This is a genomic window from Aquimarina aquimarini, from assembly GCF_900299535.1.
Lineage (GTDB): Bacteria > Bacteroidota > Bacteroidia > Flavobacteriales > Flavobacteriaceae > Aquimarina > Aquimarina aquimarini.
In genome coordinates this window covers 248,470-273,925 of the sequence record NZ_OMKE01000009.1, presented here as the reverse complement: position 1 = coordinate 273,925, position 25,456 = coordinate 248,470, and the positions used below count along the sequence as shown (strand labels likewise).

Here is a 25,456-nt window from a genome sequence, read left to right as displayed (position 1 = left end):
GTTTTTAATAAGTTAGATTTTTCTACTGATCGTTAATCCATCTCTTATAGGTAGCAGTACTGTTTCAATTCTTTGATCTTCTACCAGTAATTTATTGTATTGTAAAAGGGCTTTTGTAGATAGATCATCGTCTTTAACTTCTTCGATTACTTTACCTGTCCATAATACATTATCAGATAGAATAATACCTCCAGAGTTAATTTTGTCAATAACTAAATCAAAGTATAGAGGGTAATTTGGTTTGTCAGCATCAATAAATACCAAGTCAAATTTTTTATCAAGATTAGGAATAATTTGAGTGGCATCGCCAATATGTTGATGAATTTGTTTGCCATAATCAGAAAGATCAAAATATTTCCTTTGAAAATCTTCTAACTCCTCATTAATATCAATGGTATGCAACTCTCCATTTGTTTGTAATCCTTCTGCCAAACATATTGCAGAATATCCGGTATAAGTCCCTATTTCTAATATGTTTTTAGGGTTTATTATTTTAGATAACATGCTTAGAACCCTACCTTGGTATGCTCCACTAAGCATTCTAGGTTGTAATATTTTTTGATATGTTTCGCGATTTAGTTGTTGTAGTAACTCAGGTTCTTTTTGGGTATGATTTACTACATATGTATCTAGTTCTTCTGGAATGAAATGCATAATTAATTACTGTTGTTTTTTTAATATAGGTACAAGGAATTTATTGTTGGGTCTAAAGTGATTTTGTTAGATAAAAATATGCTTTTATTTCAAGATCATATCGATCAAAGCCTGTTTAGCTTCTTGGTTATCACCAAATAGCCAGCGCAAAACATTATCTTCCCAGATATCATCATATTCTTTTGGAGTAATAATATCACGATCCAGAGCCAAATCTAGAATCTTTCCTGGGTAAGAAGATTGCGGTTCACTTTCCATTTCACCTAATGGATAAGGATCATCAAGTCCCATGATAACTTGATTACTTCCTTGTCGGTCTACAGTAAGCTTTAAGGAGTCAGTGTCATGAACCAAAGTGTCAAAGTATATGTTAGGATGTCCAACTGCTTTTCTAGGGTGTTGTTTTCCTTTAAATAAATCGGGTCTTCCATCAAATCCCTGTATACGACGCCCCAAATTCATTTGCGCCAATTGCCCACCATGTGCAAAACAAGTTCTAATATTGGGGTAACGACTCTGCATTCCGTTAAGGGTATAAAAATGATAAGCATCCCCACATTGAGCTAGCATCCATACCAAATGAAAACGCCAAGAGACATTTTCTAATTTTATCATTTTATCACCATCATAGGGGTGTACCTCTATTGCTAATTTATACTTATCTGCCAGTTCAAAAATAGGATCGTTTTCTTCGTCAAAAATACATCTCCATTGGCCAATAGAATCCATAAAATGGGTAGGTAAACATAACACCCGCATTCCTAATTCTTCTACACAACGTTCCATTTCCCATAGCGCTCCATTGATAAAACCTGGATGTATTACAAAACCACATGAAAACTTATCAGGGTGATCTTGTTGTACATGAGCATTAAAATCGTTTTGAAATCGTAGTGCATGTTTCATTTCTTCTAGTCGTAACCCATTACCATATAATTGAGAAAGGTTGAGTACTACTGCATGATCAATCTTGTTGATTTCCATCCACTCTAATTTTTCATCTAGAAAAAAACTAGAGTGAGTAACAGGGCGTTTCCATCCTTTTTGTAACATATATTTACGCTCATCATCTACCCAAAAAATCTCTTTATCTTTCATAAATTTAGGGATTTCTTCTGGATAAGGTAATAAATGTGAATGACCGTTTATTCGAAGTTTTCTTTTCATTATAGATAGTTCCTGTTGTTAATTATTTAAGGATTTTAACCAATTCTCATCTCTTGTTAGGAGCATCCATTACCGCTCCACAGTTAGGGCAGGTACACTTTGTTCGATCACTATAATACTTATCAAAGATTATAGGCATATCAGTTTCTATGTTGTCTAATGCAAACTCTTCTCTGTATAATTGGGTATTGCAATTCTCACAATACCACTCAAGAGCATCCATCATTTTTTCTTCTCTAGGATATTCTATTACTAACCCAACAGTATTTGCTCCTCGTTGTGGAGAGTGTGGTACTTTGGGGGGTAATAAATAAATATCTCCTTCTTTGATATGCACATCTTTAGGGGTTCCATTATCTATAATTTTTAGTACAATATCACCTTCTACCTGATAGAAGAACTCGGGAGTTTCATTATAATGATAATCTTTTCTATTATTTGGGCCGCCAACGACCATTACAATAAAATCACCATCTTTCCATACACATTTATTACCAACAGGTGGTTTAAGTAAATGACGATGTTCGTCTATCCAAGCTTTAAAATTCAAAGGTGAAACTAGATTGCTCATATGTTTGTTTTAATTAAGATGTGTCGTTTCTGTTGTGAAAAATCTATAATAATTAAGATTTGTATTTTGTATTAAATGTACTTATTTTGATGTTCATTAGGTAATAAGAAATAGTTAACTTACCTATAATGATTTTGTTCTTCCTCCATCAACAGGAAGATTTATTCCATTAATATAAGATGCTGATTCTGATGCTAAAAAGGCTACTACATTAGCTATTTCTTCTGGTTTTGCAAACCTGTTGGCAGGGACTTCATTTTGCATAGCGCTAGCTATTTCATCTATTGATTTTCCTGTCTTTGTTGCTTTATTGGTTATAATTTCATTTAATCGTTCTGTAGCAGTAGCTCCTGGTAATACATTGTTCACAGTAATTCCATAAGCACCCAGCTCATTGGCCAATGTCTTAGACCAATTGGCTACAGCACCTCTTATGGTATTAGAGACTCCTAATCCATTTAGTGGTTGTTTTACAGAGGTAGAAATAATATTGATTATACGACCATAACCATCTGTTTTCATTCCTGGTACAACTGCTTGCGCTAGTATGTGGTTACATTTTAGATGTTGGGTAAAAGCACGTTCAAATTCTTCTAAGGAGGCATTAAAGACAGGGCCTCCTGCAGGGCCTCCTGTATTATTAATAAGAATATGAAAGGTTGTTCCAGTAGAGGAGATCCTTTGTTTTAGATTATCAGGGTTTTGAAAATCAGCAACAATATAATTGTGTGTTTGTGTTGAGTCTGTTGCAAGTTCTTTTATCACGCTTTGCAGTTTTTCTTCATTTCTTGCAACCAAAGTGACATTGGCACCTAATGCTGCCAGTTGTATTGCAGATGCTTTTCCTATGCCTTGCGTACTACCGCAGACTAATGCATTTTTATGAGTGAGATTTAGATTCATTATAATTATTTCTGTAGTTTATACTATTCTTTAATATTGTATGCAAATGTTTTTAGGTTCTGTAAAAAAGCGCAATGCTTCAAAACCTCCTTCTCTTCCTACGCCAGAATCTTTGGTGCCACCAAAAGCAGTACGCAAATCACGCATCATCCAAGTGTTTACCCATACAATACCTGCCTGTACATGTTTGGCCATATACATACTTCGGTTAAGGTTATTTGTCCAGATAGTACAGGATAACCCATAGCGCACATCATTTGCCATTGCCAAAGCTTCGTCATCACTATCAAATGGTGTAATGGTAACCACGGGACCAAAAATTTCTTCTTGTGCTACTCTGCAATTTGTATTGTTAATCTCTATAATTGTAGGTTGAAGGTAATATCCATTTTCATATCCTTTTACGGTTACATAATTGCCCCCGCAAAGGATGGTGCCTCCTTCTGCTGTAGCTATATCGATATATGATTTTACTTTTTCTAGATGAGATTTGGATACGAGTGCACCAATATTGGTTTCAGCATCAAGAGGTGCTCCGATTTTTAAGGCATTCGTTTTTGCGATGAAATCAGTTTTGAATTTATCATAGATAGCTCTTTCTACATATATTCGAGAACCACATAGGCATATTTGCCCTTGGTTAGCAAATGAAGATCGCAGTGTTGTACTTAACATTTTTTCATAATCACAGTCTGCAAAAATCAAATTAGGGTTTTTGCCTCCTAGTTCTAGTGATAGCTTTTTGAACATAGGGGCTGCTGTTTTGGCAATATGGGCTCCTGTAGCTGTACCTCCTGTAAAAGATATAGCCTTTATCTTAGGGTGTTCTATTATGGCTTGTCCTGTTGTATTACCTAGGCCGTGAACAATGTTTAATACTCCTTTTGGTACTCCTGCTTTGATACATATTTCTGCCAATAAATAGGCTGTCATGGGGGTAATTTCACTTGGCTTAGCTACGACAGTGTTACCTGCGGCTAGAGCAGGAGCAATTTTCCATGTAAATAAGTATAATGGTAAATTCCAAGGAGAGATACAGCCAACAACTCCTATAGGTTGTCTCAATGTAAAATTGATAGCATTAAAACCAGTACTCTCATGGGCTTCACTTGCAAATTGAGTTAGAGCGTGTGCAAAAAACTGAAAATTACTAGAAGCTCTAGGAATATCTATACTTGTTGAGAGACTTAAAGGTTTACCATTATCTATAGCTTCTGCTTTGGCAAGTTGGTCTAAGTTTTCTGTGATTAATGAAGCTATTTTGGATAAAACTTTACTGCGCTGTTCTAGCGGTGTCTCTGACCATTCAGGAAAAGCTTTTTCAGCAGCCTCATATGCATTTTGCACGTCTACAGTAGATGAATTTGGTAGTAAACTATATACGTCTCCTATAGAAGGGTTGTAGTTATCAATCCACTGATCTTCTATTGGGGCTTTGAATTCACCGTTGATATAGTTGAATATTTTTTTCATTTTCTGTTACGTTTTCAATTAGCTGAAAATATGTTTTAACTGTTCTGCTGTTTGTTTAAGATCACCAGTATAGGTTTTAATTTCATTTTTATTAAATCTTGCAGAGGGACCAGATGTACTAATAGCGGCAATAAATTTTCCAGTCGTATTAAAAACAGGTGCAGCTACACAGACTAATCCGATTTCATTTTCTTCGATATCCAAAGCAAACCCTTTATGTTTAATGCTTTCAATTTCAGAGATCAATTTCTCTTTATTGGTTATTGTGTTTTTGGTAACTGATATTAAATCAAGATCCTTGATAATATCTTTGTAGTTAGGGTGTGCAAAAGCCAATATGATTTTTCCTAATCCAGTACAGTGCAAAGGTTTTTCAGAACCAATTTGAGAATTTATTTGCAAATCATGCCTACCAACAACCTTGTCCAAGAAATATACTTTCTGGTTTTTGTGTATAGCTAAATGAGCTGTTTCTCCCGCTCGTTTTACCAATTCCTCCATAAAAGGCCTAGCTTTAGCGATAAAATTTTTATGAATACTCACTTTTTGTCCTAGTTCAAATAATTTAAGCCCTAAGCGATATTTTTCATTTTCTGGATTTTGCTGGATAACATTTAAAGCCTCCATAGTTGCCAACATTCTATATACAGCACTTTTGTTAGTGTTCATTTGTTTGGCAATCTCGGTAACACCTAATTCTATATGATGTGTAGAAAAGCAGTCTAAAATTTTGAATGCTTTTTCAACAGAAGTGTTTAGAATTTTTTTATTTATAGCGTTACTCATGATTGTATTTATTCTATGTGTTTAATTAGCGCTGTTTTTTATAGGCTACTACTTTGATTTCTATTAATAAATGAGGGTGTGGTAGCTGATGTACCGCAACAGTAGTTCGGGTTGGTCCATCATAGTCAAAATAGTGCGAGTAAATTTCATTATATCCTCCAAAATCATTCATGTTTACCAGAAAAGAAGTAACATCCACAATATCTTTTATGTTAGCGCCTTCTTCTTGTAGAATATCATTAATGTTTTCTATAACCGCTTTTGTTTGAGCTTTGATGTCTAAATTCGTGGTGCCAAATTCATCTACTTCTACACCTTCAAATGAATTATCAGGCCTTCTGGAGCTTGTGCCCGAAACGTATATGAAATCACCTACACGCTTTACATGAGGAAACTTACCTCTTGGTATTGCTTTGCCTTCTATCAGTTTTCCTTTATTCATGATTTGTATGAGTTATGATTGTTGTTATATTTATTGTAAACCAGCGACTTTATCTTCTTGTAAAATTTCCTTGGTTTGCTGTTGTACCTTATGCAATACCGTTTTTAGATTTGCATCAGTATCGAGTTCATTATCTGCAATTAGATTGAGTAAAGCTTTGTCTTGCGCTCTTCCAATTTTCATAGCGGTTGCATAATTGATAGTCTCATTAAATGTTACCATAGAATATTTTGAAAAATAATCATTAGGAAATGTTTTTTCTAAGTCCATTTCTATTTTTCTTTTTTCTTTAAAAATTGGATTAGCGACATGATCACGCATTTCGTAATAGTTGTCTATAGCTAAATCTGCGATAGCATCGGTATCTTTTTTTCGTATTTTTTGATATGCTTTGAAAGTGGTTTCCCAATCTCCTTGATGTTGATCTAAGATTTCATCAAAAACAACAACATCTTCAAAAGAAGCATTCATTCCTTGTCCATAGAAAGGTACTATGGCGTGGGCAGCATCACCCATAAGTAATGTTTTTCCTTTATAATACCAAGGTGCACATTTTACGGTACCTAGTGCTCCTGTTGGGTTATTAAAAAATTCATTGTCAATATCAGGAATTAAATCTAGCGCATCTGGAAATTGTGTTTTGAAAAATTCTGTAACTTTTTCAATTGTTGTGAGGTTATTGAAATTATACGCTCCTTCATCATAAGATAAAAATAATGTTACTGTAAAACTACCGTCTAGATTAGGTAATGCGATAAGCATATATTGTCCTCGTGGCCAGATATGTAAATGGTCTTTACTTATTTGATGGTTTCCAATTTTATCTGCGGGAATTTCTAATTCCTTATATCCATGAGTGAGGTAATTTTGAGAATAGCTGAATAAGAATTTTTTCTCTAAGTAGTAACTTTTTCTAAGTGCTGACCCGGCACCATCTGCTCCAAAAATAAGATCAGCACAGACTTCATGCTTTTCTTTGGTAATATAGCATTTGAATTTTGCTGTGGTGTTTTCTATATCAACACTAGTGCATTTTTTATTAAAATGAATAGTTACATTATCATGTTTTTCGGCTTCGGTAAGTAGCAGTCCATTAAGTCCTCCTCTAGAAATTGAGTTGATGTATTCTCCATCTCTTCCTGAATAATTAGAGGTAAATGTATTTCCTTGTATATCATGAATTAATCTACCATACATTGGGGTGCAAAAGGGGAGTACCTTATCTACTATCCCTACCATCTTCATTGCTCTTAGTCCTCGATCAGATAATGCAAGGTTTATAGAACGACCTGCAGATATATCTGTAGTTCTTAGATCGGGTCTGCTCTCATACATTGTTACTTGATATCCTCTTTGCGCTAATCTTAAGGCTAATAGAGAACCACAGAGGCCAGCACCAATGATAAGTATGTTTTCTTTGTCCTGCATTATACGAGTGTTTTTAATATTTCTACCACTTTGTGTACATCTTCAAAACTATTATACAAGGGTACAGGAGCACAACGAATCACATCGGGTTCTCGCCAATCTGTAATAATATGATGTTCTGTGAGTTTTTGATGCAGGCTTTTGTCTGCATTTTTTACTTGAATAGAGAGTTGGCAACCTCTTTCTTCTGGATTGGTTGGTGTAATGATTTTGATTCTATCTGTATCTATTTGATTGATCAAAAATTCAAAATAGCTGGTTAATGCTTTTGATTTTTGGCGAATGGGATCCATTCCTACTTCATTAAATATATCTAAAGAAGCTTTGATAGCTGCCATTGATAAGATAGGAGGGTTGCTTAATTGATATCCTTCTGCTCCAGGCATTATGTCGAATTCCTGACGCATATTAAAACGAGTTTCTTTATTATGACTCCACCAGCCAGCAAACTTTTTTAGGTTTTTATTATAGGCATGTTTTTCATGGATAAATAAACCACCTAGACTTCCTGGACCAGAGTTTAGGTATTTGTAGGTACACCATGCTGCAAAATCTACTCCTGAGTTATGTAATTCTGGTTGAATGTTTCCTACCCCATGTGCCAAATCAATACCAACCATACAATTTTGTGCATGCCCTAAATCAGCAATTTTTTTGAGATCCAGATATTGCCCTGTATAGTAATTTACACCGCCAATTAATAATAAAGCGATTTCATCTCCTTGTTGCTCAAGAATAGTTTCTAGATCTTCTATGTGTAATAATTCTTCTCCTTCTCGAGGTTTCCATTCTATGATCCCTTCTTTGGGATCAAATCCATGGAAATGTAATTGTGATTCTACAGCATATCTGTCTGAAGGAAAAGCATCACTTTCTATAACAATTTTGTATTTGGTTGTATTTGGTTGGTAGAAAGATACCATTAGTAGGTGTAGGTTGGTCGTCAATGTATTCATTATTACAACCTCGATAGGTGTTGCGCCAACTACCCTTGCCATAGTGTCTGTTAAGAATTCATGATACGGTAGCCAAGGATTTTTGGCATCAAAATGGCCTTCTACACCTAGGTTTGCCCAATCGTTTAATTCTTGTTGAATGTATTGTTGTGTGATTTTTGGTTGTAACCCTAAAGAATTACCACACATATAAACCCAATCATTACCATCAGCGGTTTTTGGAATATGAAATTGATCTCTATAGTGAGCTATTTTATCTTTTTGATCCAATTCTTTGGCATATTCTAAACCTGTTTTTAGTGCTACTCCCATTTTAGTGTTTTAATAATTGAAACAGTGTTTCACTAAATTACAAAATATAATGATACCAAAAAAACAATTGACTTTATTTTGACTTTTTATCAAGCAAAATTACAGAACGAATATGGTAAGGGTTTTGTTTGAGAAATACATCAATTGTAGTAATACCATTTACACTTTGAATTTACCACAATAAAATTTTCTTTTTCTTCTTTGCATAAACAAAAAATAGCTGATTTTCTTTTTACAGTAAATTCAAAGTATAACTGGTATAAGATAGTTTGATATCACTTAGATTGATGTAGTTGCTTAATGTAGATTGAGGGGGTTATACCTGTGTATTTTTTGAATTGTCTTGAGAAATATGAAGGATCATTAAAACCACATTGATACATTACTTCTGATATTGCACTATCATTGTACTTAAAATATTCTTGAGCCTTTTTTATTCTAAATTCATTTACAAAATCAATAAAACTTCTATTGGTAGCTGTTTTAAACATTCGACAAAAAGAGTTAGGGGTTAGCCCTAATTGCTTTGCTAAAGTTTCTGAACGTATCTCTTGGTCATATTTATCATTTATATATTGATATATTTTAGAAACTCTTTCTAGTGAGTCTTTATTGCTATCAAGAAAGAGCTTGTTTTTTGATACAGATCTTTGGCCTTTTGCAATAGATAGCTCGTAGAGAATTGTTAAAAAACTTAATAATTTTTCGGTTTTATTTTGTTTCTCACATTTAGAAAATAAAGAAGCTAGTTTCTTGTGTGTTTCTGAAGAGAATATGATTGCACTTGTGATTGTTTTTAAAAATTTTGATATCGAATCAAATTCAGGAAAGTGAACTAGTTTATCAGAGATGAAGTTTTCTGAAAAATGGATAACAATTTCTATGTTATTTTTGAATACACTATTCCCAAAAGGCATATGAGAAGTATTTGGAGCTAAAAATATGAGTGTTCCTTCAGTGTATTTTTCATAATGCGAATCTATTTGAATATTTCCTTGCCCATTCTTAATATACACAATTTCGTATTTGGCATGTAGGTGCCAACTTACACTACTGCATTTTGAGGTATGTGTATATTTTTGAACCTTGAGTGATTCAGATTGATTTAGGTATATAGGCTCATAAGATATTTTCATATGACAAAACTATCTTTTATTATTAATAATCAAAAATCAAAGAATAATATGTCTTATGATTTGGATATTTTGTTTTACAAAAAATAAGACAGTGTTTTTACTTTTGAATCAGACAAAAGGAAACTACTTCAAAGTAAATTTACAAGGAAGCTTTTAGAAAACTAAACTCCACAATGTGATTAATATATGACAAAAATAAAATTAGGAATTATTGGTTATGGATCTTGGGTTAAAGATGCGTATATACCTGCATTAAGAAGAGACGGAAGAGCAGAAATAGTTGCTATTTCTGCTAGAAGTGAAGCTACTATACAGATGATTAGAGCGGATTTTGGAGATACTATTGATATTTATAGGGGGTATAAGGATTTACTAGACTCAATAAAAATAGAAGCGGTAATGATTGCTGTGCCAGATGAGGTTCATGCAAATGCTATTATTGCAGGGGTAAACTCTGCCAAGGCTATTTTTTATGAACCTCCGATAGCACATACAAGAGTATTGATCCCCGAAGTGTTAAAAGAGTTGCTTGCTGCTCAGCAAATTACTCATGCTGATTTAGAACTTGCTCTTGTTCCTGCAATAAGTATGGCTTCAGAATTGATAAAAAAACAAACTATAGGAAATGTGCAAACGGCGAGTATTCGTCTACAGTCGAATTGGGGAAGAGATTCTAATCAAGATACAAATACTATAAATCGTTTATCAGTTTGGTATGTTCATGTTCTTAATGTTTTATTAGATTCCAGCCCTAAACGTGTACTTTTGATGGATGGTTATGGTACTCAGGGGCGCCGTCAAAGCCAAAGCACTTGTTTTTTTGATTATAACGGAGTTTGGGGCGAGTTTAAGGTAAATATAGATAGTGTTGAAGTATTGACTATAAAAATAGAAGTTGTTGGAGATAATGGGGATATGCATATTGATGTTTTAACTGGAGAATTAAAAACAAGGACAAAAAGAAATCCTATATGGGATATTCGGTTATTACCAGCGATACAGCCATATGCAGACTGGCCAGGGATGCATGAATCGATTTCTTCTTTTCTAGATGCTGTAGAGTCTGGAATACCTAGCTATGCAAATGCTATAGAAGTAGCTAACTTGCAATGTATAGGATTGGCATCAGAAGAGTCAAAAGAAACAGGAACTTGGGCTATCGTAAAACCTGTGACAGAAATATAGTTTTGGAGTATTTTATTATTGAGTGATGATTTTAATATTTGTAAAATACAGTATCCGATTTCCTTCAATTTGCTTATGCATTTTAGCGATTTTGATACCGTTAAAGTCTTGATAATCTTCCCAAGAAGTGATTATAGAAGGTTCTTTTTGATTTTTTTGTCTAAATACCCATTCTTTAATTATAAAATCTCCTTCAAAATAAAAGTCATAGGCATCACCAGGTGTATACCCTCCATCATTTTTATATACAATGGTAAGCTTTTGCATTTGTGTGTTACTTATAGGTGCTATGGCTTTTACTTGATGTTTTGATGTAAAGCTTTTTGAATCCCATGTAAGGTTAAAAGGGGCAAGTAACCAGTATTTATCATTAATAAATCGTTGATCTGCTTTTATAGAGGTGCTGTCTATTTGGGCTCTATTGTATGTTGTAGTGTCTTTGGGAGAGATTAAAGTTACAATATCAGTTTTAGGTTTCCAGTTCCATGATCGTTCATAATGAAGGCTATCTTGATCGATGTTATATGTAAAACTTATTTCTGTTACTTTATTCCAATGTTGTAAACCATTTGCGTGAGCAATAGCTTCTGCAGTTGTTGGTATTTTTTTTTGATTATCTGATATAGGTTTAGGGTCTCTTATTTCTATATCTTCATCATATTGTTTTTCTTTTTTGATATTTGTGTTACAAGCAATACAAAGTAGGGCGAGTGATGTAAGTATTACAAGTTTTTTCATCAGATCAATTATATTTTAGGTTTATTTTCTTGCTAAAATATAAAAAATAGAAACCTTACTAATCTTATTTAGTAAGGTTTCTATTTTTTTAAAGAAATGTAAAAAGACTATTCTACAACCAAAGTGTATTGTGGAGTCTTGTTTAGTGGACAGAAGTATTTATAAGTTCCTCTTTTTAAGGCAACAGTTTTTGAACTTTCTGTCTTACCATTTGCAACTACTTTTGTTACATAAGCAGTCTTTATATGATTTTTTGCATCAGAAGCATCTTTTCCTTCAGGTACTAATACAAAGCCAACATCAGTTCCAACATCATTGTTAGAAATATTGAAAACATAGCTGCCTTCTGAAAGGGTAATTCCTTTTTGAGTAAATTCTCCTTTAGTTTGTTCTAAAGATACTGTTTTTACTTGTTGCGCTTGTGCGCTAAAAGTGATTGCTAGAATGAATAAAAATGCAGTGATTAACTTTTTCATGATTTTAATTTATGTATTTAAATGATTTTAATTTTTTCAGAAAAGGAAGAACAATGTTATGAGTTCATCCTTTTCTGATGGAATTCAATTATCGTGGATTTATAATATGGTTACCAATTTATAGTATTAAACTCCTGTAGTCTCTAATGGTTGAGCAACAGGGAAGTCAACTGGAATCTGAGTCGTTCCATGTACATAATTTGAGATAGTTTTATCTCCTACAAGAACGATTGTATCAATTAGACTTCCTTTGTTGTATCCAGAAGAAAGAAAATTATTGATTACTTCTTGATCAGCTTTTCCTCTGTTTTCTGTAACATTTTTAGCTAGTTTAGCTAATGCATCAAGTTTTGTGTCAAAAGAAGCATGACCAGCTCTAAGTTCTAATATTTGCTCGTCTGTAAAACCATTCATTTTACCAATTGCAGTGTGTGCTGATAAACAGTAAATACATCCGTTTACTTCACTTACAGCAAGATTAACAGCTTCTTTTTCTTTTGCAGAAAGAGAGGTTTTTGCATTTGCAAGGTTTAGGTAGTTCTCTAATGCTGTTTCACTATGTGCATAAGTAGCATATAAGTTTGGAACAAATCCTAATGCTTTGTTTAAATTATCAAAAATTGCTTGATTGCTAGTGTTTACTTCTTCTCTAGTTGGAACATTAAATGTGCTCATAATTTTATTGTTTTTATTAGTATCCAAAATTTGATTTTTTGGATGTGTTAAATTTTGTTTTTTTATCTGATACAAAGATCAGGTGTAATTTGTGGGATTAGAATAGTTATTTTTCCCGATTTCTTGTCAAATTTTCCCTGACAACTCTTTCTTCTATTTGTTGACCAATACTTTTTCTGTATTACAGTAAAAATCATGAAGACCTTTTTGTTCACAATGAGTTTTAGGATGTATAGAATTGATTATTCTTTTTTTTCCTTGACCAAAAATCTCTATCAAATTGAAGATTGATTTATTATGTATTTTCATTTTATATGGTTTTAAAATTGATAGTACAAAGGTCTTGCATATTTAGAGGAAAAAGAATGATAGTTCTTCCTTGTTACTTGTCAATTATTCCCTTAAATAAAAAAACTCCTCTAGGTGTAGAGGAGTTGAGATCATTTGGATATAAATGAGGTTGCTATTTTTTTTATTGTCAAAAAAACTTAACTTCTTTTCTTCTGATCCATAAAATAATAGCACTCAGTATAAAAGTTACAATGGCGGTTATAAAAAGAATTCCTCCGTCATTATTAATTTCGATACCTAGTTTAGTGAGGTGAATCATAATGGCTCCTCCAATAATTCCTAAACTAAGCGTTGCACCTATCCATGCAGTTCTTGGGATTAATATTAAAATTCCTGAAATAAGTTCTGTTATTCCAGTTATTATTCTACCATAAGGTTCCATCCCAACTTTTGTAAAAATATATACACTGTCTGGATGTGCCGTAAATTTAAATCTTAAAGTTTGAATCAAGATTATAGCTACAATAATTCGTAACAATAGGGGTAAAATCTTTTTCATGTTGGGTTAGTATTTGTTTAATTTTGAGTAAGGTAATCCCGTTATAAAATAAAGGGTAAAGCGTCTATTTTCCCATTAAAAGTATTCTTTCTAGAGATAAAATACAATTCTTTAAGGTTATTATCTTTCTTGAATTGGTTGATTAATTCAGGAAATTTCTCATATACAAAATGAATAAAGACTTTGCTGTCAGTACTTTTGTTGGCTCCTTTGCGTATAATTTTTAGATAATTATAGGTGTGAATTTGAATGTTATTTCTTTTTGATAAAAAGACTAGGTTGCTTTTGTTTTTCTTTGCTTTTTTGATTTCTGACCCAAAATTAACTTTACCCATAGCAATTAGCCCATTATTTAAAGCACTAAAATTATTTGCATAGGTCATTTCTTCTGTATAATTATTCAGATATATTGTTTCTAACTGGTTCTCATAAGTTACCTGTGCTTTATTTGTTGTATAGATAAAAAATGAAAGTCCAATTATTATTGCTTTGAGAGGATGAAGTAAATTTTTCATTTTCTTTACTTTAAATTACTTGATGTGCTATTAATTTTTAATACACTAATACTGTTCTATAATTTCTGATTTTAATTGTTTTTTGAATTCAGAAGGAGAGAAAGATGTGTGTTTTTTGAACATTCTGCTGAGGTGAGATGCATCTTCAAATCCGATTTCGTATGCAATTTCTTTGGCAGATTTATCGGTATAGATGAGTAAACGTTTGGCTTCTAATATAATTCGGTCATGAATGATCTGTAATGGACTTTTACCAAATTTGGCAAAATTATTAGAGAGTGTTTTAGGGGATTTGAATAACTGTTTTGCATAAAACCCTACACTATGTTCTTTTCTAAAATGAGAGTCTACTAGTATATTAAAATTTCTAACTAGGTCTACTTGATTACCCAGTTTACTATAATTATTTTGTTGTTTGATAAGACGTGTAACTGTGATTATGAATCTAGCCATTAGCATCCTGAGCATTTCAGCCTGAATAGTATCTACAGTACCAAGCTCATCTAAGAAAACTTTATGTAGCTGATCTAGTTTGTTGTGTTCGGTACTGTTTAATTCTATTAGAGGAGCAGTATTGTTACTGTAAAAAAGTATTCCCATACAGCTTACTTCTTTGTCGTGATCTTTGATACAATAAAACTCTCGGTTAAATTGATATACAATACTACCAGATCCACTAATGTATCTGAAATATTGATTGGGGGTTAATACTACGATTCTATCTTTTTGTAATGTCGTTGAGACCCCATCAATCTCAATAACAGCTTCACTGCTCTGAGACCAAATAAAAGTATATAAATCAATAATGGTTGATGTTGTATAAGACTTTAATAGTTCTTCGTTTCCTATTTTTAATAAAGCTCCTGTTGAAAATTCTTTAAACTCTTTGATCATATTTGATATGTCGTTTTTTATAAGGTTACATTACAATAAAGATTAGTAGTAATACAACCGAGAGGGGTAGGGATTATAGATTGTGAGTATTATTTTGTTTTTGATTTTATGTGTATAAGTAATTTCTGTATTTATAACATTCTGATTTATGAGTATTAAGAAGGATTGGTAATTCATAAATCAGAATGTTATTATCATTTTTTGTATAAATGATCATGATAGCAATAAGCCTATGATTAAACCTATTGCACCTCGTTGTCCAATTAAGTTTCGAAGTTCTTGTAAACTTGATGAAGTTATTTCTATTTTAGAAGCAAGTGCAGTACTGGATCCTCCATCTACAAAATTTTGTAAAGAAGAAACAGTAACTCCAAGTTTTTCTGCAATACTAGCTCTTACATTTCCTTTGTTGAGGTCATTTAGTGAGCTTAGGGTTACACCACATTTTCTGGCTATTTTTTTTAAACTCATATTCGCGTATTTTATATTATTAATAGTTGATTACAATCAGTTTAGTTTAGGGTATGATTGAATTATAATATGATACTTATATCATGGTTTAAATGTTTGTTTTTGTGTGTATTGTGTTTGTTACTTCTAATTTACTACACAATTATTTAAAATTTTTACGGGAAACCCCAGCATATAAAAAAAATGTAAAATATTATAGTATTAAATTTTTATGAAAATAAGAAGAGCTATTTATCGGTAGGTGTTTTGATTACCCAATGAGGCGTTTTAGCCATTTTAATTTTTTTATGCTATACGGGGCATATTTTAGGTTTAGTTCTACCCAAAAGGTTTTTTGTAGGATGCTTTTGTTGTGTGAAAAAGTTTCAAAACCATATTTTCCATGATAATTACCTATCCCACTATCTCCTATACCTCCAAAAGGAAGAGATTGTTCTATAAAATGCATAACTGCATCATTTATAGCACCACCACCAAAGGGAATCTCATGTAGAATTTTATTTTTGATAGCTTTGTTTTTAGTAAAAACATAACAAGAAAGAGGAGAGGGAAGTGATTTTATGTTTTTGATAGCTTGATCTATAGCGTCAAATGTAAGTATAGGAAGAATAGGGCCAAATATCTCTTCTTGCATCGATGGATCAGAAAATGTTATATCTTTTAGAATAGTTGGGGGGATTATTCTTTTTTTTGCATCACTAATACCTCCTATAAATTTTTTGCTTGGATCTATAAGTTTATTAAGGCGATCAAAATTTTTATCATTGATAATTTGTGTATAATTATGGTTAGAAACATTGTAATCTGCTTTTGTGATATGTTTTTGTATGGCAGATAATAATTGATCGTGAATGCTAGATTCAACCATAACATAATCAGGAGCGATACAAGTTTGACCAGCATTCAGGAATTTAGCCCAAACCAATCGTTTTGCAGTTAAATCGATGTTTACATCTTTTGTGATGATAGCGGGGCTTTTTCCTCCTAATTCTAGTGTAACCGGGGTGAGGTGTTGTGCGGCTGCTTGGTATATGATTTTTCCAACAGTAGCACTACCAGTAAAAAATATTTTATCAAACTTGATTTTTAATAGTTCAGTGGTTTCTTTTACGCCGCCTTCTATAACTTTAAAGAAATTAGAATCAAAATTTTGATTTATAAGTTGTGCTAAAATTGAAGAAGTAGATGAGGATAATTCGCTAGGTTTGAGTATAACGGTACATCCTGCGGCAATTGCTGATATTGCAGGGCATAAGGATAATTGATATGGGTAATTCCATGCTCCAATTACCAAAATGGTTCCGTAGGGTTCTGGTATGATGTAGCTTTTACCAGGAAGGTTAGCCAAGCTTGTAGAAGTTTTTCTTTTTTTAACCCATTTTTTGATTTTTGAGAGTGCTAGATCAATTTCGTGATATATTATAGATAACTCGGTAGTATAAGTCTCAAATTCTGATTTTTTAAAATCGGTATAAATGGCATCATAGAGAAGTTTCTCATTTTTTTTTAAAACAGCCTTTAATCGTTTTAATTGGTTGATTCTAAACGTGACATCTTTTGTAGCGTTTGTGTTAAAAAAATAGCGTTGCTGATTTATAATCTCTTGATAATTCATGGTAGAAAAGTATAAAATCTCTATAAAAACAATATATGATATAAAAAATATATATCATATATGTTTATATTCTAAAATATACACAACTTATTGCCCTATAAAAATAACAATGATTTTTTTAAAAAAAAGTAAAGAACCCATCGAATTCTCTAGAGTTCATTCTAGAGATAGTATTTAAATAGAAATGTGCTTTGAAAGATTATTTAAGTAGGAATCTTTTTGTTTTCAAGATCTCTTTGCATTTGTTTTACAGTCAAAGTGCTTCCATCATGACTCCAACCTGGAGGGCCAAAAATGTACATGAATTTATGATACCAGTTTCTTGATTTTTTGGTATCGTTCCAGATATCTTTATACTCATGAGTAAGAATAGTCCATGGATTGTAAGAATTAGGAGCATGTGTTACTCCGTATTGTATTTCTATATTTTCATCAAGGGCTTTCCATGTGCCGAATATTTTATCAAAAACATTAAGGAATCCCCCATGATTTTTATCCATATACTCTAAATTTTTAGCATGATGTACTTGATGCATTGTGTGCGTATTCATAAATTTTTCAATAATTCCCATTTTAGGAATATATACAGAATGAAGTTGGAATTGCCACAAAGCTTCAATACCTAAACACACTACTACCATTTCTGGAGGAAATCCTATGGCAGGTAACCACATATAGAATAGTGGTTTGTATAAGAGTGTAAACCATCCATTACGAACGGCAGTACCTAGGTTAAAGTTATCTGATGAATGATGAACAATGTGTGCCGCCCATAATACTCTAACCATATGATTTTGTCTGTGAAACCAGTAATAGGTAAAGTCATCTGCAAGTTGACATAATAGCCATACATACCATGCATATCCAAAAGATTGCCATCCCATTATATTTGTTCGAACTCCATCTATTTCTGGATTGAAAAACTCATAAACAAAGTGAAAAAGAACAATTGAAAAGGCTGTTTTGATTAGTGGACCTAAAATAGCTGATCCAACTCCCATAGTAAGGCTGGCAGTTAAATCTTTCCAATTATATAGCTCTTTATGATCATGAGTTTTGCTGTATGTTAACTCTAGTAATATAAGTCCTAAGAAACAAGGAACTCCATAAACCAAGGGGTTGGTAAAATCCATCTTTTTTTGTCAAATTTGTTTGGGGGCAGAATATAGGGAGAATTTTCAGGAAATCGCTATAATTATAAGAAGTATTCGATTATGAATTATACTCAAAAAGAACTGATTTTGAAAAAGACAATAAAAACAAAGCCTTAAATGAGTAATATTAAGTGAGATAAGGAATTTGTTTTGACTGAGTATTTTTTATAGTTCTCTAAGCTCATAAAAAGCTTTAAGTACATTTTGCATAGATCTTTTTTCTGCTGTTGTTACAGTCATTTCTTTTACGTCATCTTTACCAAAAAACTTTATTTTAACCGTTTTACCAGAAGCTATTGCTTTTATCATGGGTATTTCAAGTTGTTTTACAATACGATCTATCCATTCTCTTTTTCCTCCAGATTCTTCTTTTTTCTTTAATTCACCTTTAGATTCTTCTTCTATTTCAAAAGTTTTGCCATCAACATCTATTTCTATTCTTTGAATAAATAACCAATCTTTTTTAGTAAAATAATTGATAGAGAGACCAAGCCATGTTTTGCCTTTGTTTTTTTTACCAACATAAATCTGAATATAATTTTTGGTATTAACTTTTATAGAGGATTTATCAGAATACCATGTGACACTATTTGTAGGGTCATATTTTTCTTGCATTTTTGATAGTGCTTTTTGATAACTTTTAGTTTTTTTTTGATCTTCAGGATCACTATCGTTTAATGTCTTTTTTAACTTTAGTATTTCTTGTTTTAGTTTTTTGTTTTCCTCTTTTAATGTATCATAATCAGCTTGTGGAACTCCACAACTATTTAATAATAATATACAGGAAATTAATGTGGTATAATGTACTATTCTTTTCATAAGCAGTTTACTATAAATGATTACTTAAAAAAATGAAATGTATGAAGTAAGCATGTTGAAGATACTAAAAATACTTTAAAATGAAAAACAGCAGATTGTTGCTGATTACTTTTTCTTGGTATCTACTATTGATAATTTCAATATATAAATGGTACAGTACACTGCTTGGGTGTAACTTAGAATTCGTTAGTTTTTCCTATCTCTACGTCTTTTGTTTTTTGATGGATGTGTATTTCTGTTATCGTTTCTTCTTTTATTAGAGTCTTTAGGAATAAACCGTTTATTATGGGTAGTACTATTTCTTTTTTGTTTTTTTTCTTCGATAGCAGAAGCTTCTTCTGTCTTACTAGAATCTTCAGTATCTGAGTTAAGAACTAGGAGTTCTTTTTCTGTAAGATATCTCCATTCTCCTAGGGGAACATCTAGAGGCACATTCATGATTCTAATTCTTTTTAGCCGAACTACATCATACCCAAGATACTCACACATTCTTCGTATCTGGCGGTTGAGCCCTTGTGTAAGAATGATTTTGAAATCATATTTATTAACTTGCTCTACTTCACATTTGCGAGTTATTGTATCTAAAATAGGGACACCATTACTCATTCGCTTTATAAATAAAGGGCTAATTAGTTTGTTTACAGTTACTAAATATTCTTTCTCGTGATTGTTTCTAGCTCTTAAAATTTTATTTACAATATCTCCATCGCTAGTTAAAAAAATTAAACCTTCACTAGGTTTGTCTAATCTACCGATAGGAAAAATACGTTTAGGGTAATTGATATAATCAATAATATTGTCTTTTTCGTTTTGAGCAGTGGTACAAACAATTCCTACAGGTTTATTAAAAGCAAGGTAAACATGTTTTTCTTTAGGTTGATTAATTAATTCACCATCTACTTGTACAGTATCTTCTGGAGCAACTTTAGTTCCCATTTCGGGTATTTTGCCATTAATAGTAACTCTTCCTTGATCAATTAATTTATCGGCTTCACGTCTTGAGCAATACCCAACTTCACTTAGATATTTGTTAAGTCTGGTAAGTGTTTTTTCTGGCATACAATTAAAATAATGTACAAAGATAATATTTATAAAGGGATCCTATTACCTATTTGGTTTTTAGAAAATATAAATTTTAAATACTTCTATCAATTCTTATGATGTGTTTTCTAGCTTATTTTTAACTCTTTTACGTCTATACTTCCATTGGGTGATATTAAGAAATATTTGGGAGCTACAGTTTCTTTATCAGCTGGCTTTGGTTCTTGAGGTTTTGATGTGTATTGTAATTTTATCTCTAGTCCTATTTGGATTACTGGTTCTACAATTGATGAGTTTATAACAATATCATAATCTTTAAATGATAAAGGGTCATAATAATATGATATTGGTTTTGTTGTTTTTTGAACCCCTTGTTTTTTGCTAAATGCTTCTATAGAAGTACTGTTGAATGCTTGGTATTCTTTGTAGAATTCTTTTGGGAAGTAACAGTATTGAGTATCTGCAATAGTTGGTTTATAAAGTGTTATGTCAAAACCTAAATCAGTATAAAACTGTTGTTTCTCTTTTAATGTTTTTAATATCTCTACACGTAGTTGTGAATATATTTCTTGAATATTATCGATAAAATAGTCAACCTTTACAAGGTTGTAAATTTCATTATTAGCACAAGCAGAAAGTATTTTTTCAAACTGATTTACTTTTGTGAATTTTACATGAATATTTTGCTGCAATTCAAAACCTTTGGGAACTTCATTGTATTTTTTACTGAATATTTTGTGTTCTACTACGGTTTCATATATAGGAATAAATGATACTACATCAAGAATGATATCTTGTTCAGGAATGCCATTTGCGAGTAATTCATTTTTTACTTTTGCCATTCGATTTTTCATTAGCCTGTTAGTCTCTTCAGATGTTTTTCCTATCTGTGTTACATTAAAAACAGCTGTATATGAGTCAGCAATAATATTGTGTAATGCCTTAACATCTAAAGTTATTATTGGATTTGGAACCAGATTTTGTTTTCTAAACTGATTTATTTGATCTTTATATATAATGGAATTGTTTTCCATATGGACAACATTTTGTCTAGAAATTGAAGAAACGTTTCCATTTATCTGTGCAGAAATAACTGATGATATTAATAAAAAAAAAGCAAAAGTTGTATTTTTCATAATTGGTGTAGTTATAATTTAATACAAACATATACTTGAAACCCTATATGTAGAAAGTAAGAATGAGTGAACTACCGTTATGGTTGAGTGAAGTGGCTTTTTAACTATAAACCAAAAAGAAGGTGGAAATTGTATCAGTGTGTTATCTGATACTTGGTTATGTTTTTAAAAAATCAAGAATTATAGTGTCTACTTCATCAAAAAATAGAGAATGCCCATAGTTTTCTGTACTGATAAATTGAACCCCATTCCAGTTTTGACTTATGCTTTTTGCTTCAAAATATGGTGCAATAGTATCGTTTTTGTCATGAATTAAGAGTCCTTTTTGAGTTAAGTTTCTAGAAAATTCAGAAATCGAAAACTCTTCAAAATAAAAACCATGCTTATTTTTGAAATATTGATCTAGTGCAGCCATAAACTTAGAAGATAGTTTTAATGTATCTTGATACCCTGTCATGATTCTTGATAACTCTGATGGGGGAGCTAGTATAACTAATTTTTCTATCTCATCATTAGGGTAAGAGTATTGATGAAAAATAGCGGCCATTCCACCTACAGAATGCCCCATGACATAATTAGGTCTATATAACTCAATCACTTTTTGTAAGCACTTTGTGTATAATGGAATGTTTAGTATTTTACCAGATGAGTTGCCATGAGCTGGAGCATCAAAAGCGATGATATTGTAGTTTTTTTCTTGTAACTTTTTAATTAATTTTTTCCATCGATGTGTATTACTTTCCCATCCGTGAACGAGTAAAATTGTTTCTCCTGTGTTTGCCCATCTATACGTTTGAATATGAGTAGAGCCTATCAAGATAGTTTCATCTTCGGCTTCCTCAAGAAAATATTCTTGTTCTGGTTGCACTTTTCCTTTTCTTGGAGTACAAAATAGAATGTATGCTTTATGAATTGCCTTTTTTGGATAAAATAGGAAAAGGCATTGGATATATTTTCCTATGATAAGAGGTAGATATTTTTTATATTTTTCTTTCATTCATCTTCACGTTGTACTGTTTCTATTATGTGTGTAAAAGTATCTATATTCCTCTTGAAGAAAAAGTATTGACCTATCGTTTTTGAATTATAGCAAGGTAGATAAAAACACTTTAATGAAACTTTTCTTTCCTTTTTTATAAAAAAGGAAAGTTTATAAGTGTTGTTTTTATCTATTTATAGATTTAATTGGCATCCCAGTTTATCCAGAAATGTTTGATTTTTGCCGATTCTGGAATATCAGTGGTTTGTATTTCTATATCGGTGGATTGTCTGAATTTTTGAGGAAGCTCTTTTTTATCAATAGTAAAGTATGCCTGGATACTGTCTACAAATATTACAGCTGTACTTAATGTGTTATTAATTTTTGAAATAGTGTAGTTGTCATTAATGTCCTTGAAAGTACTATGAGAAGATAGCCCAGAAACTGTTTTGTATCTTGGGTCTATAATTTGTATATTCTCTATGGTTGAGCTAGGATCTGCTTCTGTTTTGGGTTCTATAACCAAGAGTTTTGCTCCACCTTTTTCAAAAATTTCAATTTCGTTTGTACTATTTAAATACTGATCTCCAGCAGTTCTTTTTGCAATAGAATCATTTGCGAAAATAGAATCCAATTCATTAACCTGTATCTCATTGGTCAATAGTCCTATTCTATTAGTTGCTATTTCAAAAGGGTTTTGTTGTTGCTCTTTTTTACAGCTTGTGATAATCAATAGAACAAGAAGGGCTTTGAAAAATATTTTTTTCATAATTAAGATGGTTGAATATTTTATATAAAGAGATAACGTAATTTATTTCAATAACTTATTTAGTACTCCTAGAGCACCTCTTATAAAGGTTGCGCTAGTAAGTACCTTTATAATAGCTTTTTCGGTAGTACTAGTCCTTCGGCTTCTTGTACGAGAGGAGCTTTTATCGAGTTTTTCTCTCTCTTTTTTTGCGGCAGCCTTTGCTTCTTCTGCTTCGGCTTTTTCTATTTTTTCGTTCAAAAGCTCATATGCACTCTCTCTATCAATTTCTTTATTGTATTTAGGAATAAGCTTTGATTTTTTGAGTACATCTTTTAGTTCATTCTCATTTAATATATCCATTCGGCTCATTGGTGCCCGTAGCATGGTAGCGGCAAGAGGAGTAGGACGCCCTTTCTCATCAAGAGCAGATACCAGTGCTTCTCCTATTCCTAATGAAGTAAGCATTTCTTTGGTGTCATAATACTCTGAAATAGGATAGTTTTCTGCAGTAAGTTTGATCGCTTTTCTGTCTTTTGCAGTAAATGCTCTAAGTGCATGTTGCACTTTTAGACCTAGCTGACTCAATACTCCATCTGGAATATCAGTAGGGTTTTGGGTTACAAAATAAAGACCAACACCCTTTGATCGTATAAGCTTGACAATACTTTCTATTTGGCCCATAAGCGCATTAGAAGCTTCTTTAAAAATCAAATGTGCTTCATCTAGAAAAATTACTAATTCAGGCCTTCCACTATCTCCTTGCTCAGGAAAAGTACCATATATTTCTGCAAGAAGACTCAGCATAAAAGTAGAAAACAACTTGGGTTTATCTTGTATATCTGTTAATCTAATAATATTAATTATACCTCTGCCGTTTTCATCAATTCTACACAAATCTTGAACTTCAAATGACTTCTCACCAAAAAATTGATCAGCTCCTTGTTGCTCAAGTTCTACTATTTTACGTAAAATAGACCCAGTAGAGGCAGTAGAGATACGACCATAATCTTTTTCTAATTCCTTTTTTCCTTCTTGGGTAGCAAACTGTAATACTTTTTTTAGATCTTTTAAATCTAATAGGGGTAGTTTATTATCATCGCAATATTTGAAAATAACAGAAATAATTCCTGCTTGAGTAGTTGTTACATCAAGGATTCTGGATAATAATACAGGTCCAAATTCACTTACTGTAGCTCTAAGCCTTACCCCATCTTGATCAGAGAGTGAGAGAATTTCTACAGGAAAATTTTTGGCTTCAAAGGGAATGCCGATTTTCTGATGACGTTCATCGATTTTAGGATGTCCTGGGCTTGCCGCTGCGATTCCACTCAAGTCTCCTTTTATATCCATCAAAAGTACAGGGATTCCTTGTTCGCTTAGATTTTCAGCTATTACTTGTAGGGTTTTGGTTTTTCCTGTACCTGTTGCTCCAGCTATCAAACCGTGACGGTTTAATGTTTTTAAAGGGATTTTTACATGAGCATCGGTTATCGTCTCGCCATTATACATAGCTGCTCCCATGGTTAGAAAATCACCTTTGGTGGTGTATCCTTTATTTATATGATCTAGAAATGCCTGATTATCACTCATAATTAGAAATAATTTTGCATAAAAATAGGAATCTTAACTTTTCTATAGAAATTATACGTTATTTTTAATACAAAGTAAAATTGTAGCTCTTTATAAAAATGGTATTAAAATCGGTTTTGAAGTTATGACTAAACAAGAAAATAATTATAATTTCAGATATAAACAGATGAAAAAAACAATTTCTCTTATATGTCTTTTAATGATTTTTATAGGATGCACTATGAATACTTCTGATTCTAAAAAAGAAGTAGTTTTTCATAAGACACACGAACCCAAAAAATCAAAAGCTCCATTTTCTGATATTGTACAAGTTGGAGATTTATACTTTCTATCTGGGCAGATAGGTATGGATCATAGTGTAAGAGAATTAGTTGAAGGAGGGATAAAAGTAGAAACAAAGCAAGCTTTGGAAAATATAAAAGATGTTTTGAAGCATCATAATATGGATATGGAAAATGTAGTAAAGTGCACTGTGATTCTTTCTGATATAAACGATTTTTCTGCTTTTAATGAGATTTATAAAGACTATTTTCCTCATAAACCTGCTCGTACTACTTTTGCAGCAAAAGGACTTGCAAAAGATGCTAAGATAGAAATAGAGTGCGTAGCGGTCAAAAAGAAATAGAGTTTTGGATGATTTAAAAAAAGCTTTTTTGTAGCATAAAAAAGAGTTATACTAAAGACTTTTTTCTTATTCTAATTATTGTAAAATCGTAATTTAATATTATTTACCTTTGCT

At 32.0% G+C, this 25,456-nt stretch carries 28 protein-coding genes; 2 read left to right on the top strand and 26 right to left on the bottom strand.

Going from position 1 to position 25,456, the window contains the following annotated elements:
• Positions 1–12: 12 nt before the first annotated feature.
• The 10 genes from DG508_RS05145 to DG508_RS05100 form a co-directional block, all read right to left on the bottom strand.
• Positions 13–654: an O-methyltransferase gene (locus DG508_RS05145; protein WP_108867101.1), complete on the bottom strand. Its 642-nt coding sequence runs from the start codon at positions 652–654 to the stop codon at positions 13–15.
• Positions 655–738: 84 nt separating this feature from the next.
• Positions 739–1,821, bottom strand: coding sequence for an amidohydrolase family protein (locus DG508_RS05140; protein ID WP_199912757.1), 1,083 nt, complete (start codon positions 1,819–1,821; stop codon positions 739–741).
• Positions 1,822–1,867: 46 nt separating this feature from the next.
• The gene (locus DG508_RS05135) at positions 1,868–2,392 is read right to left on the bottom strand and encodes a 3-hydroxyanthranilate 3,4-dioxygenase (protein ID WP_108867099.1); all 525 of its coding nucleotides are present in this window, start codon (positions 2,390–2,392) and stop codon (positions 1,868–1,870) included.
• 123 nt (positions 2,393–2,515) lie between these two features.
• Positions 2,516–3,295, bottom strand: a complete 780-nt coding sequence (locus DG508_RS05130; RefSeq protein WP_108867098.1) for an SDR family oxidoreductase — start codon at positions 3,293–3,295, stop codon at positions 2,516–2,518.
• A 30-nt stretch (positions 3,296–3,325) separates the two neighbouring features.
• Entirely contained in the window at positions 3,326–4,768 is a 1,443-nt protein-coding gene (locus tag DG508_RS05125; protein WP_108867097.1) for an aldehyde dehydrogenase, read from the bottom strand.
• 18 nt (positions 4,769–4,786) lie between these two features.
• Positions 4,787–5,554 (bottom strand): IclR family transcriptional regulator, encoded by a 768-nt coding sequence (locus DG508_RS05120; protein WP_108867096.1) that lies wholly within the window; start codon positions 5,552–5,554, stop codon positions 4,787–4,789.
• A 25-nt stretch (positions 5,555–5,579) separates the two neighbouring features.
• Complete coding sequence (locus tag DG508_RS05115) at positions 5,580–5,996, bottom strand: RidA family protein (RefSeq protein WP_108867095.1); 417 nt, start codon at positions 5,994–5,996, stop codon at positions 5,580–5,582.
• A gap of 30 nt (positions 5,997–6,026) precedes the next feature.
• Positions 6,027–7,424, bottom strand: a complete 1,398-nt coding sequence (locus DG508_RS05110) for an FAD-dependent oxidoreductase (RefSeq protein WP_108867094.1) — start codon at positions 7,422–7,424, stop codon at positions 6,027–6,029.
• The gene (gene kynU / locus DG508_RS05105; RefSeq protein WP_108867093.1) at positions 7,424–8,692 is read right to left on the bottom strand and encodes a kynureninase; all 1,269 of its coding nucleotides are present in this window, start codon (positions 8,690–8,692) and stop codon (positions 7,424–7,426) included. Before kynU ends, DG508_RS05110 begins: the two co-directional genes overlap by 1 nt.
• A gap of 275 nt (positions 8,693–8,967) precedes the next feature.
• Entirely contained in the window at positions 8,968–9,828 is an 861-nt protein-coding gene (locus DG508_RS05100) for an AraC family transcriptional regulator (protein ID WP_108867092.1), read from the bottom strand.
• 186 nt (positions 9,829–10,014) lie between these two features.
• On the opposite strand from DG508_RS05100, the gene DG508_RS05095 reads away from it, so the two are divergent.
• Positions 10,015–11,013 (top strand): Gfo/Idh/MocA family protein, encoded by a 999-nt coding sequence (locus DG508_RS05095; protein ID WP_108867091.1) that lies wholly within the window; start codon positions 10,015–10,017, stop codon positions 11,011–11,013.
• A gap of 15 nt (positions 11,014–11,028) precedes the next feature.
• On the opposite strand, the gene DG508_RS05090 is transcribed toward DG508_RS05095, so the two are convergent.
• The 16 genes from DG508_RS05090 to DG508_RS05015 all read right to left on the bottom strand — a co-directional run bounded on the left by DG508_RS05090 (position 11,029) and on the right by DG508_RS05015 (position 24,717).
• Entirely contained in the window at positions 11,029–11,751 is a 723-nt protein-coding gene (locus tag DG508_RS05090; protein WP_108867090.1) for a hypothetical protein, read from the bottom strand.
• Between the two features lie 107 nt (positions 11,752–11,858).
• Entirely contained in the window at positions 11,859–12,227 is a 369-nt protein-coding gene (locus DG508_RS05085; RefSeq protein ID WP_108867089.1) for a cupredoxin domain-containing protein, read from the bottom strand.
• Between the two features lie 126 nt (positions 12,228–12,353).
• Positions 12,354–12,902, bottom strand: a complete 549-nt coding sequence (locus DG508_RS05080) for a carboxymuconolactone decarboxylase family protein (RefSeq protein WP_103866299.1) — start codon at positions 12,900–12,902, stop codon at positions 12,354–12,356.
• A 153-nt stretch (positions 12,903–13,055) separates the two neighbouring features.
• Entirely contained in the window at positions 13,056–13,211 is a 156-nt protein-coding gene (locus tag DG508_RS20965; protein ID WP_158250473.1) for a hypothetical protein, read from the bottom strand.
• 169 nt (positions 13,212–13,380) lie between these two features.
• On the bottom strand, positions 13,381–13,752 hold the full coding sequence (locus DG508_RS05075; protein ID WP_108867088.1) for a DoxX family membrane protein: 372 nt from the start codon (positions 13,750–13,752) through the stop codon (positions 13,381–13,383).
• Positions 13,753–13,793: 41 nt separating this feature from the next.
• Complete coding sequence (locus DG508_RS05070) at positions 13,794–14,267, bottom strand: hypothetical protein (protein WP_108867087.1); 474 nt, start codon at positions 14,265–14,267, stop codon at positions 13,794–13,796.
• 45 nt (positions 14,268–14,312) lie between these two features.
• A complete protein-coding gene (locus DG508_RS05065; RefSeq protein ID WP_108867086.1) occupies positions 14,313–15,161 on the bottom strand; it encodes a helix-turn-helix domain-containing protein in 849 nt (282 codons plus the stop codon).
• 213 nt (positions 15,162–15,374) lie between these two features.
• Complete coding sequence (locus tag DG508_RS05060) at positions 15,375–15,632, bottom strand: LysM peptidoglycan-binding domain-containing protein (RefSeq protein ID WP_108867085.1); 258 nt, start codon at positions 15,630–15,632, stop codon at positions 15,375–15,377.
• A gap of 250 nt (positions 15,633–15,882) precedes the next feature.
• Positions 15,883–17,247: an aldehyde dehydrogenase family protein gene (locus tag DG508_RS05055; RefSeq protein ID WP_108867084.1), complete on the bottom strand. Its 1,365-nt coding sequence runs from the start codon at positions 17,245–17,247 to the stop codon at positions 15,883–15,885.
• 203 nt (positions 17,248–17,450) lie between these two features.
• Positions 17,451–18,380 carry a sterol desaturase family protein gene (locus DG508_RS05045; protein WP_108867082.1) on the bottom strand — a complete coding sequence of 310 codons (930 nt, stop codon included), beginning with the start codon at positions 18,378–18,380 and terminating at the stop codon, positions 17,451–17,453.
• A gap of 186 nt (positions 18,381–18,566) precedes the next feature.
• A complete protein-coding gene (locus DG508_RS05040) occupies positions 18,567–19,220 on the bottom strand; it encodes a hypothetical protein (RefSeq protein WP_108867081.1) in 654 nt (217 codons plus the stop codon).
• Positions 19,221–19,406: 186 nt separating this feature from the next.
• A complete protein-coding gene (gene rluF / locus DG508_RS05035; RefSeq protein WP_108867080.1) occupies positions 19,407–20,279 on the bottom strand; it encodes a 23S rRNA pseudouridine(2604) synthase RluF in 873 nt (290 codons plus the stop codon).
• Between the two features lie 110 nt (positions 20,280–20,389).
• Entirely contained in the window at positions 20,390–21,397 is a 1,008-nt protein-coding gene (locus DG508_RS05030; RefSeq protein WP_108867079.1) for an SIMPL domain-containing protein, read from the bottom strand.
• A 157-nt stretch (positions 21,398–21,554) separates the two neighbouring features.
• Positions 21,555–22,394: an alpha/beta hydrolase gene (locus tag DG508_RS05025; RefSeq protein ID WP_108867078.1), complete on the bottom strand. Its 840-nt coding sequence runs from the start codon at positions 22,392–22,394 to the stop codon at positions 21,555–21,557.
• 184 nt (positions 22,395–22,578) lie between these two features.
• Positions 22,579–23,145 carry a hypothetical protein gene (locus DG508_RS05020; protein WP_108867077.1) on the bottom strand — a complete coding sequence of 189 codons (567 nt, stop codon included), beginning with the start codon at positions 23,143–23,145 and terminating at the stop codon, positions 22,579–22,581.
• 42 nt (positions 23,146–23,187) lie between these two features.
• The gene (locus DG508_RS05015; RefSeq protein ID WP_108867076.1) at positions 23,188–24,717 is read right to left on the bottom strand and encodes a helicase HerA-like domain-containing protein; all 1,530 of its coding nucleotides are present in this window, start codon (positions 24,715–24,717) and stop codon (positions 23,188–23,190) included.
• A 166-nt stretch (positions 24,718–24,883) separates the two neighbouring features.
• Here DG508_RS05015 and DG508_RS05010 point away from each other — a divergent pair, with 166 nt between their 5' ends.
• Positions 24,884–25,342 carry a RidA family protein gene (locus tag DG508_RS05010; protein WP_108867122.1) on the top strand — a complete coding sequence of 153 codons (459 nt, stop codon included), beginning with the start codon at positions 24,884–24,886 and terminating at the stop codon, positions 25,340–25,342.
• Positions 25,343–25,456: the final 114 nt, after the last annotated feature.